The 12,060-nt window shown below is 37.2% G+C and carries 10 protein-coding genes; 5 read left to right on the top strand and 5 right to left on the bottom strand.

Features of this window, described 5'->3' with window-relative positions; genetic code table 11:
* Positions 1 to 338 precede the first annotated feature (338 nt).
* The 4 genes from ACOVQ4_RS18250 to ACOVQ4_RS18235 form a co-directional block, all read right to left on the bottom strand.
* Positions 339 to 1,217: a MerR family transcriptional regulator gene (locus ACOVQ4_RS18250; protein WP_421822049.1), complete on the bottom strand. Its 879-nt coding sequence runs from the start codon at positions 1,215 to 1,217 to the stop codon at positions 339 to 341.
* 150 nt (positions 1,218 to 1,367) lie between these two features.
* Positions 1,368 to 2,057 (bottom strand): carotenoid biosynthesis protein, encoded by a 690-nt coding sequence (locus tag ACOVQ4_RS18245; RefSeq protein ID WP_421822048.1) that lies wholly within the window; start codon positions 2,055 to 2,057, stop codon positions 1,368 to 1,370.
* A gap of 447 nt (positions 2,058 to 2,504) precedes the next feature.
* Positions 2,505 to 4,676, bottom strand: a complete 2,172-nt coding sequence (locus ACOVQ4_RS18240; protein ID WP_421822047.1) for a 3-hydroxyacyl-CoA dehydrogenase NAD-binding domain-containing protein — start codon at positions 4,674 to 4,676, stop codon at positions 2,505 to 2,507.
* 43 nt (positions 4,677 to 4,719) lie between these two features.
* The gene (locus ACOVQ4_RS18235; protein ID WP_421822046.1) at positions 4,720 to 5,925 is read right to left on the bottom strand and encodes an acetyl-CoA C-acetyltransferase; all 1,206 of its coding nucleotides are present in this window, start codon (positions 5,923 to 5,925) and stop codon (positions 4,720 to 4,722) included.
* A gap of 347 nt (positions 5,926 to 6,272) precedes the next feature.
* Here ACOVQ4_RS18235 and ACOVQ4_RS18230 point away from each other — a divergent pair, with 347 nt between their 5' ends.
* A complete protein-coding gene (locus ACOVQ4_RS18230; RefSeq protein WP_421822045.1) occupies positions 6,273 to 6,635 on the top strand; it encodes a hypothetical protein in 363 nt (120 codons plus the stop codon).
* 244 nt (positions 6,636 to 6,879) lie between these two features.
* Here the strand turns inward: ACOVQ4_RS18230 and ACOVQ4_RS18225 are convergent, their stop codons facing one another.
* Entirely contained in the window at positions 6,880 to 7,647 is a 768-nt protein-coding gene (locus tag ACOVQ4_RS18225; protein ID WP_421822044.1) for a pyridoxine 5'-phosphate synthase, read from the bottom strand.
* Positions 7,648 to 8,010: 363 nt separating this feature from the next.
* Here ACOVQ4_RS18225 and ACOVQ4_RS18220 point away from each other — a divergent pair, with 363 nt between their 5' ends.
* The 4 genes from ACOVQ4_RS18220 (at position 8,011) to ACOVQ4_RS18205 (ending at position 11,937) form a co-directional block, all read left to right on the top strand.
* Positions 8,011 to 8,460, top strand: coding sequence for a GatB/YqeY domain-containing protein (locus ACOVQ4_RS18220; RefSeq protein ID WP_421822043.1), 450 nt, complete (start codon positions 8,011 to 8,013; stop codon positions 8,458 to 8,460).
* 72 nt (positions 8,461 to 8,532) lie between these two features.
* Positions 8,533 to 9,057, top strand: coding sequence for a CvpA family protein (locus tag ACOVQ4_RS18215; RefSeq protein WP_421822042.1), 525 nt, complete (start codon positions 8,533 to 8,535; stop codon positions 9,055 to 9,057).
* 606 nt (positions 9,058 to 9,663) lie between these two features.
* Positions 9,664 to 10,725, top strand: coding sequence for a 23S rRNA (adenine(2503)-C(2))-methyltransferase RlmN (gene rlmN / locus ACOVQ4_RS18210; RefSeq protein ID WP_421822041.1), 1,062 nt, complete (start codon positions 9,664 to 9,666; stop codon positions 10,723 to 10,725).
* Positions 10,726 to 10,869: 144 nt separating this feature from the next.
* Positions 10,870 to 11,937, top strand: coding sequence for a fatty acid desaturase family protein (locus ACOVQ4_RS18205; protein WP_421822040.1), 1,068 nt, complete (start codon positions 10,870 to 10,872; stop codon positions 11,935 to 11,937).
* Positions 11,938 to 12,060: the final 123 nt, after the last annotated feature.

Raw genomic sequence — 12,060 nt, 5'->3', positions numbered from 1 at the left:
CAAGGCAAAGAGTGTTAAATTGGTTTTTAGTGTTTTGCCGAATGCCGATATCTGAGAGCCAAAGGCTCAAAAATTTAAGTTTTGTTTTGAAGGCAACAGGCACAAGGCAAGGAGTGTTAAATTGATTTTTAGTGTTTTGCCGAATGCCCAAAGCTGAAAGCCAAAAAGCTTATTTTACATTAGTAATTAGGACTATACGAAGGAGTTTAGATTTCGGAAAAATAGAAGTTACGTTCTAACTTTTTATAAAATAAGGGCTGCGAAAGTATGCCATATTTCCGAAATCTAAATTTAATATACAAAAGGGATTATCTCAAAAAATCTTTATGCAGCCTATTTTATTCTTCTGCAAAATCGATAAGATGTTTTACTTGAGTGAGAATTTCGACATTGTCTGGACAATCAATATCTTGCCCAATTACCTGATAACCAGTTATTAATATTTTGGTATTAGGGAATGTATGAGCTAATTTGTATACAAACTTTTGAATCTCATCTTGGGCAGGTACGCTCGTAATTACCGTGAACAAATAGTCGGGCTTGTGAACGTTGTAAGCAAAAACTAATTCTTCGAAAGGCAAACTTTGGCCTAGATACACAACTTTATTTTGTCGTGCACGCACTAAGTAATTGGCAAAAAGTAAGCTTGTTTCGTGCAATTCTCCTTCTGGCAAGAACAATAAATATTTTTTTGCACCCATTCTCAACGATGGTAATTGACCATCAATGGCCACAATGATTTTTTGACGAATCAGATTTGAGATAAAATGCTCTTGCGCAGGGCCAATTGAACCTGTCATCCACAAAGTACCGATACGGCTTAAGAATGGATAGATGATATTAATCATCATATTTTCGAATCCAAACTGTAGCGTATTGGTACTGATAATTTTTTCGAAACGTTCTTCATCCAAATCTAGCATCGAAATAGTAAGCGCATGGATTTGGTCAGGATAATTCATTTGTTTGTCCGAAATTACCATTACTTCTTTCGCCATGTCTTCGGCACTCATTTGAGCAATCTCCGAAATTTTGTATCCATGATCTTTGAGTAAGGCTATATTCAAAACTAACTTCAAATCCGTATCATCATAAGTGCGGATATTAGTATCTGTACGCGTAGGTTTGAGAATATCATATCGTTGCTCCCAAATTCTGAGAGTATGTGCCTTTATGCCCGATAGTTGTTCGAGATCCTTGATAGAATAATTGCTCATGATTGGTCTTGTTGGTCTTTATGCCCTAGCACCCAAACTAGAAAAAGAGGAATTCTAGCTTATATTTTATTAAAATTTGGATGTGTATCCAAATGGTAAGAGGTAAAACCTTTGTTCAATAAAAAGGTTTTATATTTCAACAAAATTAATTCAATTATTCAATAAAAACAGAATAGTATGTCCTGCAAAAAATACGAATTGTAAGATAAATAGTAAGATAGCTAATGAGTTATGTTTTTGAAATTTCGAAATACTAAAGTAATAACCCAAAATCGAAGCAATAATCCACCATGCTATATAGTTGCGGACAGGAATCAAATGATTTTCCCATTGCCAAAAATCTAAGGTTATTGCTACTGGCTCAATCAAATAGTCGAGGCTAGTCATGAGTGTACCAATTAGGATTCCTTGTAAAATAGGAGAAATGTGGAGGTTGAAATGCCCTTTGAATTTTTCCCAAACTATTCCGCTACAATACACCAAAATGAACCAATTGGCTCCAATTACTACGGGAACGTCTATTATTTTCGTTCCTAATCCTTGACCATATTGATAGCGACCAAAAACAAGTCCGGTGTGCACACCTATTACTTCAATCCAGTATCCAACCAAAAAGGACACTATACCAAAAAGAATAAAATTTTTGTTGAAATCTTGATGAAATACTAAAAGTAAACATGCTGATACCCACAAATTAAAAGCTGATAATTCTTGAAAAATGGGTTTTAATACAGGTAATTGTAACCCAATCAAACCAACTATGTACATCAGTGTTAAAATCAACTGAGTAATTCGAGTATATTTTTCGTTTAATAATTGCCTTACTTGCAGAATTGTCATAAATGTTTTTTTATTCAAAAATTCCTAGTCAAAATTTTAATGTTGTTGAATGAAAGTTTCACATGAATGAGGGTGTTACCTTTATTAGTCTAACATATCTTATACGGAAAGGTTTAAAAAAGTAGATATATTCCTACTATATGGAGCTACAAAAAATTAGGCTTCGAGAAAATCCCGAAGCCTAGTATTTTAAATTTAGTTAAGGTAAAAAAGTTTATTCAGTTATCGTGAGCAATAAGTTATGTGCTTTGGGCTGTAAGCCCTAGGCTTTAGGCAAAGTGTTAAAATATTTTTAAAAACTCCAGACATGCTTTTGCCCGAAACCCACAGCCGAAAAACCAAAGCTGAAAGCCTTCGTAATTTCATAAAAACGCCTTTTTCTTTAGCTTACTGCCTTGTGCCTCAAGTACACTACTTAAATCTAATTCAAAAATCTTTAGTCTGAAATCAATAAAATCCTTTGTTTGCTTTTGCCATTTCACGAAGTTGATTTGTTGGTCTAAAGCGTTCTCCGTAGGTATCTGCAAGGCGGTCACATTCTTTTACAAAATTTTCAATTCCTACTGTGTCCACAAAAGAAAGTGTTCCACCCAAATAAGCTGGAAATCCCCAAGCAAAAATAGACCCCAAATCGGCATCGAGCGGTGTTCTAAGAACTCCCTCCTCAAAACACTTCACAGTTTCGAGTACTTGGCGATAAAAAAGTCGCTGTTTTATTTCTTCTGCCGAAGGCTGTATTGAATTTAAAGGAAATAATTGAGATAGGCCCTCCCAGAGATATTTCTTCTTTCCTGAGGATGGGTCAGGATATTCATAAAAGCCTGCTTTTGCTTTTTTACCTAAACGTCCCATTTCGGTAAACTGCTTACTGATTTGATACGCGGTGTCGTCGGGCGATAATACACCAGCTTGAACTGATTCGTGCGAAATTTTGTAAGCTAAATCTAAAGCTACCTCATCCGAAACAGCTAATGGGCCAACAGGAAAACCCATTTGTTTGGCTACATTTTCGATAACTACAGGATTTACGCCATCTTTCAATAGCTCTAATCCTTCGGCGGTATAAGTACTAAATACTCGCGAAGTATAAAAACCTCTGGAGTCATTGACAACAATTGGTGTCTTGCGAATTTTCTTGACATAATCCATTGCCATGGCGAGTGCATAGTCACTGGTTTGTTTGCCAACGATAATTTCTACCAATTGCATTTTGTCAACAGGTGAAAAGAAGTGAATCCCGATAAAATTCTCTTGCTTTTGGGTCGCTTTAGCTAATTCGGTAATAGGAAGCGTTGAAGTATTAGAAGCAAATACACCATCTTCTCGTAAAAACTTTTCAGCTGCTTGTGTAACATCGGCCTTGAGGCTTGGGTTTTCAAACACCGCCTCAATGATAAGGTCTACGCCCTGAAGTGGTTCGTAAATATCAGTAGTTTGAATAAGTGCTAAAATTTGTTCAGCTTTCTCGGCAGTCATTTTGCCACGTTCTATACCTTTTTGGAGTAGCTTACGAGAATAGTCTTTACCCTTTTTCGCATTTTCTAATGTAGTATCCTTTAATATGACTTTTAATCCTGCCATTGCTGACACATACGCTATCCCTGCTCCCATCATACCAGCGCCCAAAATCCCAATACTGTTGATTTGCGTTGCTGGGACATTTTTGGGTCTGCCTGCTCCTTTATTTACTTCGTTCAGACCGAAAAAGGTTGTTCGGATAAGATTTTTGGCAACAGACGAGTTGGCTACTTTTACAAAATGACGGGCTTCTATCACAATACCACGGTCTATATTGACCAGCAAACCTTCATATACACATGACATTATCTCGATAGGGGCAGGATAATTTCCTTGGGTTTTGGCAAGGGTCATGGCAGTCCCGCCCATCATCAGTTGTACACCTTTAGGCGTTAAGACATTTCCGCCTGGTACTTTGAAATTTTCTCTGGCCTTAATTTTTCCCGTTTTTTTATCTATTTCATCCCAAGGCTGTACTGCAATTGGATGTGCTTCTATCCATTCTACAGCTTTCTGAAACATCTCCTCTGGAGAATCTGCTAGCTGGTTGACCATACCAAAAGCCAATGCATCCTTAGGAGAAACTTTTTTACCTTCGAGCAATAGCGGTGCTGCGGCTTCCATTCCAATCATACGTGGTAAACGTTGGGTACCACCTCCACCTGGCAACAAGCCAATGGTTACTTCTGGCAAACCAATGATAGATTTAGGATTGTTGAGTGCTATTCGATGATGACATGCCAAACAAACCTCATAGCCGCCGCCCAAGGCTGTGCCATTCATGGCTGCCACAATAGGCTTGCCGTTGGTTTCCATTTTTCTGAAAATGGTATTCAGACTTATCGAAAGCTTGAAAAGTTCTTCGGGAGCTCGCCCATTATTTTGAAGAATCATTTTCAAATCTGCTCCTGCAATAAACTCTGGTCGTTCTGAGGTCAGAATGATTCCTTTTACATCAGGATTAGTATAGACTTTTTCAAGTGCCTCAGACAACGCAGGAATAGATTCGTTGTTGAGTACATTCATAGGCTGATTGGCGATATTGATACCCAATACAGCTACATTATTTTGGATATTGATAGTAATCATTTGTGTCGTCATTAAATAGAAGTTGAATCATCATTTAAGTATTATAGAGCAAGCCCTAAATACGCTCAATAACGGTGGCGATTCCCATACCTCCTCCAATACATAAACTGGCAAGTCCTGTACCTTTACCTGTACGCTCCAATTCGTCGAGTAGTGTCATCAAGATGATTGCACCTGTGGCGCCAAGTGGATGCCCCAAAGCAATAGCTCCACCGTTTACATTAACTTTGCCGTGGTCAACTCCCAACACGTCCATAAATAGCATAGGAATAGCCGCAAACGCCTCATTTATCTCAAATAAATCTATATCTTGAATATTCATTCCATTGCGTTTGAGCACTTTTTGCGTTGCAGGTATTGGGCCTGTTAGCATAATGGTAGGCTCTGAGCCACAAACCCCAAAAGCAGAGATTTTTGCTCTTGGTTTTAGTCCTAATTTTTCTCCAATAGCTTTATTTCCTATCAATATTCCCGCAGAACCATCCACAATTTGTGAGGAGTTTCCTGCGTGATGTACGTGATTGATTTCATTAAGTTCTGGATATTTCATCAGCGCCAACTGGTCGAGTCCCATTTGTCCCATCATTTCAAAAGAAGGGCGCAATTTGGCCAAACCTTCTACGGTGGTGTCTGGACGCATACCTTCATCGTAGTTGAGCACCTCTATACCGATTTCATCTTTTACCCCAAACATTGAATGGCTGAAGCGGCCATCTGCGTGCGCAGCGGCTGCGCGTTGCTGTGATATTACGGCAAATTGGTCAACTGCCTGACGTGAATAACCATATTTTGTAGCTATTAAGTCTGCTGAGATACCTTGAGGAACAAATTTGTGGGTTGCGATAAGCTGTGGATTCATCATCATAGCGCCACCATCAGCACCCATCGCTACACGCGACATCGACTCGATACCTCCTGCAATGATCAATTCTTGTTGACCCGACATGATATAAGCCGCTGCCATATTTACTGCCTCCAAACCAGAAGAACAAAAACGGTTGATTTGAACTCCCGCGACCGACTGTGGATAACCTGCTGCCAATACTGCTGTACGAGCAATATCGGCACCTTGTTCGCCAATAGGTGTGACACAACCCATAATTACATCATCGACCAACGAGGTATCGAGTTGGTTACGGTCACGGAGTTGTTCTAATACTTGTTGAGCCAATTGTACAGGTTGAATATCGTGTAGTGAGCCATCAGATTTACCTCTTCCACGAGGGGTGCGAACGGCATCATAGATATAAGCTTCGTTCATAGTTAAAAGCTAGTTTTTGATGATTTGAATACTAGAGAAGAAAAACTATTGCTAAAATTACATAAAAATATTATGCTTGCATACTATTTTTATGTAATTTTTTTAATAATAAATTTAGTTTTGTAGAGAATTTGGTATCTTGTTGATGAAAAATCTTCTAACGAGATTTATCTATCGAGGAGTGTAATAAGAACTACTGTTTTTCCTTATCAATGGTGTGTAGGCATTGCCCAAAGAAATGTTCGATTACAAAAAGTAAAATTTATATTCTTGTTAAATATTTGAAAATGAATTGATAGTATAAGGTTTCTTTCCCAAATTTCTGAATAAACTCAAACATTTTAACCATGCATCATTTACTTATCGCCTCGTTGCTTTCGGTAGGACAGCCTACAGCTCAGTTGTCTGACATCACGATTTCTCAGACTATTTCAGTACATGCTGATTCATTGAGCTTCAAAGATTATTTTGGGAATTATATAATGCAAGCCAATGACCAGATTCCTAAAATCAAAATTTATTACAAAAATGGATCATTGGTGGCATTGGCAGGAGATTATCCTGAGACCAAGTTGACTAAGAAGCAAGATGATGAATTTGAAGAAGCCAATTATGGTGCTGCTGTATTTTTTATCAGAAAAGATGGAAATGTAGTAGGAATAAAGGTGGTAGTTCAAGGACAGGAAATGTTAGGAGATAAGGAGATGTAAAAAAAAACTTCTGACAACATAGAACCCTATTTTCCAAAGCCGCCACTTTGTACAATGAGTTCATATAGTTAGTCAGAAGTTCTAACAATTTTAATTAACCTTCTCCTCAGCCGCCACTAAGTAAGTAGGTTCAATAATTTTGTGATTAGTTATTTAGTAATTACAAAATTATCTGTAGTAACATATATTGACAAAAGTCAATGGATGAAATATGTATTTATTTTACAATTGCTGAAAATTGATGTTAAATGGAAGTGGGGTGTGATAAAACCCTGACACTCTTTCTTTGATCTATAGCTTTTGTTTCTCTTAGATACAATTGTACGGTATTTTCTAGTCCATAATAGAGCGCATCACATACCAAGGCATGACCAATAGACACTTCCAAAAGGTTAGGAATATTTTGTTGGAAGTAACGAAGGTTTTCCAAACTCAAATCATGTCCAGCATTGATGCCCAAACCTAGTTGATTAGCCACTTTAGCAGCACTGATAAAATCCTTAATCGCAGCTTCACGATTTTGTGCGTAATGTTCTGCATAAGGTTCGGTGTAAAGCTCGATTCGGTCTGTACCTGTTGCTTTAGCCCCTTCAACCATACGCTCGTCGGCATCCACAAAAATTGAGGTACGAATTCCTGCTTCCTTAAACATCGCAATTAAATCTTGCAAGCGACTTTTATGCGTAATTGTATCCCATCCTGCATTTGATGTAATAGCGCCAAGCGCATCAGGCACAAGGGTTACTTGCGTGGGTTTGGTAGCTAATACCAACTCTACAAACTTGCCTTCGGTAGGGTTACCTTCGATATTGAACTCGGTGGTGACGATTTCTTTCAAATCATATACATCCTGATAACGAATATGGCGCTCGTCAGGACGAGGGTGTACTGTAATACCTTCTGCACCAAAGCGCTCGCAGTCCATAGCGACTTTAACCACATTAGGATTGTTGCCACCTCTTGAGTTACGAATGGTAGCAATCTTGTTGATATTTACACTAAGTTTAGTCATAGTATTCAAAAGCAATGCTCGACAAAAGTGCTCGAATGTCGAGAGTAATGGTGAATGATTGAATAGTTTTGTATTTTTGTAAAAACTGTACAAAATTTCTGTGAAGTTATAGCATAGCTCCTGTTATGGAAATGTTTTGCGGATGATTTTTGTTCAAAAGTAAGAAACAGTATTTTGGGTATCGGGTTTCAGCAATTGGTTTTCGGGGCAATGAGCGAGTTGATGATATGCTTTTGGCTTCAGGCTTTATGCGGTAGGCTAAAGGTTAAATAGTATTTCTCATAAAATAATAGAAACTTTTTTGCCTAATTCTTACATCGAATACCCACTTAATTTTAAAATAATTATTTATCAAATAGAACTATGTCACTAAAAGCAAATATCGAAAGTGGTATCAAAGATGCCATGCGTGCCAAAGACCAAGATCGTTTGAGAGCGCTTCGTGCTATCAAATCTTTAATTTTATTAGAAGAAACTTCTGGTAACAGTACTGGCGAATTGTCTACAGACGCCGAAATGAAAATCTTGACAAAAGCAGCCAAACAACGTAGAGATTCAATGGAAGTATTCGTGGCGCAAGGTCGTAGCGATTTGGCTGAAAAAGAACAAGCCGAGTTGACTGTAATTGAAGAGTTTTTGCCAAAACAACTAACCGAAGAAGAATTAAAGGCAAAATTGTCTGAAATTATGGCTCGTGTAGGTGCTTCTGCTCCTTCAGATATGGGAAAAGTAATGGGTGTTGCTACCAAAGAGTTGGCTGGATTAGCTGATGGCAAAGTTATTTCTGCTACAGTAAAAGCCCTTCTAGGATAATTTTTCTTACATTTTTGACTGTTGATTTTGATTAATTTGCTCAAAATCAACAGTTTTCTAACTTTCTATGCTGTGAAAGTCATTGATATTTTTATACTTCTTCCAATTTTGTGGGGAGCTTTTATTGGCTACCAACGAGGAATTATTATAGAAGTAATTTCTATTTTGGCTTTTATCATTTCTGTTATTATTGGTTTCAAAACACTTGGTGTGGCATCAGATTGGTTATCGCCCTACATGACTAGTAAGGTAACAGATAGAGTTTTGCCCTATGTAGGATTTGGAGCGGTGTTTTTCCCGATTGTGTATCTAATCAATAAATTGGGTTGGGTACTTCGTAAATCTATCAAAGCAACTGTATTGGGTCAGTTTGATTCCTTGGTAGGTGCTTTGGTTGGTGGAATGACTTGGGCTTTTGGGATTAGTATTATTCTGTGGCTTGGCTCGGCGATTGGTGTGCAAATTCCTCCCAAAAACGAGAAAGGCCCCTACTATTTATTACCTATTGTAAAACCATTTGCTCCTTCTATTATAGAAAAAGCTGTGGATAAAGTTCCTACACAAATTAAGAGATTTAGCGAGCCTCATCAATCATAAGAGGGTTGTCTTCCAACCAACTCATAGAATATTATTAAATTGTAAAAAACTGTATAACAATAGTTTATAAGTTTTTACAAAAATACAATGAATCCATAAAATGCGATAAATCATTGTATTTAACTACCTCTCTCAGTATCAATCCGATAAAAATTAGTCGTACCTTTGCAAAAGCAATCACTTGTTTATTCACACTAGACTATCCTAGGGTAGTTGTAGCCACAAAAAAGATGAGCGGCGCACAGTATTAGGAAAGAAAGTTCTACGAAAGAGGTTCAACTATTGCAGATTGGGAATTTCTGATTTTGGAAATAAAGTAAAACAACTTTGTTGTTGATAGAATATTAAGTAAAAAGCGGGTTGTAAGTAGAAAAACGTTATTAGTTAACAGTATATTGGTTATTTGAAAATATTCATAATCAAAAGATTATAGTCAAATGTTGCCTCAGATATACTATTATTTTAATCTTTTCTATTACTTACTTCCGAAATCAAAAAACCAAAATCATTATCCTTTAGTATCTTTCGTGGAGTACTCGTCAGAAATGTTGAGAGTCTTAGAAAGTGGGCATATCGACTCATCTCGATTTAAGTATAAAGTTTATTATGGAAGTTGTAGTAGCTAACAAAAAAGATATTAGAAAGCTGAGCCTTAGCCAAATTAAAGAGTTTTTGGTAGAAAAGGGTGAGCAAGGATTTAGAGCCAAACAAGTATATGAGTGGCTTTGGAAAAAATCTGTACAAAGTTTTGACGAAATGACAAACCTCTCTAAAAAAATGAGAGAGGTATTGGACGAAAACTTTGAAATTCGTGCGGTTACAGTAGCAGAAAAGCAAGTATCATCTGACAAAACGATAAAATCATCGTTTCAGTTATTTGATCAAAATTTGGTAGAAGGCGTACTCATTCCTGCCGATGATCGTATGACTGCTTGTGTATCCTCACAGGTAGGTTGCTCTTTAACGTGTAAGTTTTGCGCTACAGGTTATATGGATCGCAAGCGTAATCTTGACCCTGCCGAAATTTATGACCAAGTGGTGCGCATCCGTGACCAAGCAGAAGGGCATTACCAAACGCCATTGACCAATATTGTGTATATGGGTATGGGCGAGCCTTTGTTGAACTATGCCAACGTACTGCAATCAATCGAGCATATTACATCGCCAGAAGGGCTTGGGATGTCGCCCAAACGCATTACGGTATCGACAGCGGGTATTGCCAAAATGATTAAAAAATTAGGCGATGATGAAGTAAAATTCAATTTGGCATTGTCTTTACACGCTGCTAACGATGTAAAGCGAAATCAAATTATGCCAATCAATGAGAGCAATACCTTAGAAGCCCTCAAAGAAGCCTTACAGTATTTTTACAAGAAAACAGGAAGTAGAATTACACTTGAATATATCGTTTTCTATCGTTTCAACGATACCTTAGAAGATGCAAAGGAACTCTGGCAATTCGCCAAGCAGTTTCCTTGCAAAGTTAATATTATTGAATACAACCCTATTGCCGAGGCAAACTATACCAATACAGACCCATTGACTTTGGAAAAATTTGCGAAGTTTTTGGAAGATAAAGGTATGGTAGTAAATATTCGTCGCTCAAGAGGAAAAGATATTGATGCAGCTTGCGGGCAGTTAGCAGGTAAAAAAAAGACTGAAAATTAATACATTTGTGGTATCCTAGATTTGGGGTACTTTTTTAAAACAAAAAAAACAACAACTAGTTAATACTCAAAACTAACCCTATAATCTTTGAAAATAAAGCTCTGTAAAGGGATTTAAAATCGATTATACAAGAAAACCATCTCAATGGAAAAAGTAAGTTTCAACAACAAAAACAGTGTTTTTTTTAATGCATTACGCAAAAAAGTAAACGATTATTTTCAAACAAATCAGATTAAGCCAACAGGTAATATCAAGTTGTATTTCAAATCAACTACGCTTCTTGCTAGTGCAGTTGCGTTGTATTTGATTTTGGTGTTTTTTACGCCAACAGCTTGGGTTTCTGTCTTGCTTTCGGCTTTGTTAGGTTTCAATATGGCTGCTATCGGCTTCAATATTATGCACGATGGCGCGCACGGAAGCTTCTCTGAACGCAAATGGGTGAATGAGCTAATGGGGTATTCGCTGAATATGATTGGCGGAAGTGTGTATTTGTGGAAATTTAAGCACAATTTCAATCACCACTCATTTACTAATATTGATGGGATGGACGATGATATTGACATTAAGCCTTGGATTCGTGTAAGTTCAACACAGGAAAAATATTGGTTTCACCGTTTTCAATACATCTATTGGGTGTTTTTGTATGGTTGGACGTATTTGTTATGGATTTACTGGCAAGATTTTCAGAAATATTTTACTGGAAAAGTGGGCGAAACTAAATTTAGAAAAATGGATACCAAAGAACATCTTATTTTCTGGATTACCAAAATCGCTTATGTAGCAGTTTTTGTAGCATTGCCTATTTACCGTTTAGGAATTGTAGATGCTATGATTGGTTATTTTGTCATTGCTTTTGTTTGTGGGTTTGTAAGTGCAGTAGTATTCCAATTGGCACACGTTGTAGAACACACAACATTTCCAATGCCAGATGAAGAAACTTCTAAGATTAATGTAGAGTGGGCCATTCATCAAATCCAAACTACTGCCAATTTTGCTACTCGAAACAAAATTGTTTCATGGTTTACTGGAGGGCTTAATTTTCAGGTAGAACATCACCTTTTTCCAAAAATCAGTCATATCCATTATCCAAAAATCAACGAGTTGGTAAGAGAAACTTGTCAGCAATTTGGCATTGAATATCTCGAATATCCAAGTGTTTTAAGTGCCTTGCGTTCGCATGTGATGTATTTGAAACAGGTAGGAGTTGCTTAAGTGATTGCGAATTATTGATGATTGAGCTTAACACTCAATCTTATGATAGAAAGTCCATTGTATCAATATTGATGCAATGGACTTTTACTTTTACAATGGTCTATGAAAATAATTCCTTTGTCT

Origin of the sequence: Flectobacillus sp., from assembly GCF_049240685.1 — a bacterium.
Classification (GTDB): domain Bacteria; phylum Bacteroidota; class Bacteroidia; order Cytophagales; family Spirosomataceae; genus Flectobacillus.
Note: the sequence above shows the minus strand (reverse complement) of the source record. Positions and strands in the feature narration are given on the sequence as shown.

Coding starts and splice junctions, on each gene's coding strand:
- rlmN (WP_421822041.1), top strand. CDS start 9,664: ATGGAAGTTGTAGTAGCTAACAAAAAAGATATTAGAAAGCTGAGCCTT.
- ACOVQ4_RS18205 (WP_421822040.1), top strand. CDS start 10,870: ATGGAAAAAGTAAGTTTCAACAACAAAAACAGTGTTTTTTTTAATGCA.
- ACOVQ4_RS18230 (WP_421822045.1), top strand. CDS start 6,273: ATGCATCATTTACTTATCGCCTCGTTGCTTTCGGTAGGACAGCCTACA.
- ACOVQ4_RS18250 (WP_421822049.1), bottom strand. CDS start 1,217: ATGAGCAATTATTCTATCAAGGATCTCGAACAACTATCGGGCATAAAG.
- ACOVQ4_RS18240 (WP_421822047.1), bottom strand. CDS start 4,676: ATGACGACACAAATGATTACTATCAATATCCAAAATAATGTAGCTGTA.
- ACOVQ4_RS18235 (WP_421822046.1), bottom strand. CDS start 5,925: ATGAACGAAGCTTATATCTATGATGCCGTTCGCACCCCTCGTGGAAGA.
- ACOVQ4_RS18245 (WP_421822048.1), bottom strand. CDS start 2,057: ATGACAATTCTGCAAGTAAGGCAATTATTAAACGAAAAATATACTCGA.
- ACOVQ4_RS18225 (WP_421822044.1), bottom strand. CDS start 7,647: ATGACTAAACTTAGTGTAAATATCAACAAGATTGCTACCATTCGTAAC.
- ACOVQ4_RS18220 (WP_421822043.1), top strand. CDS start 8,011: ATGTCACTAAAAGCAAATATCGAAAGTGGTATCAAAGATGCCATGCGT.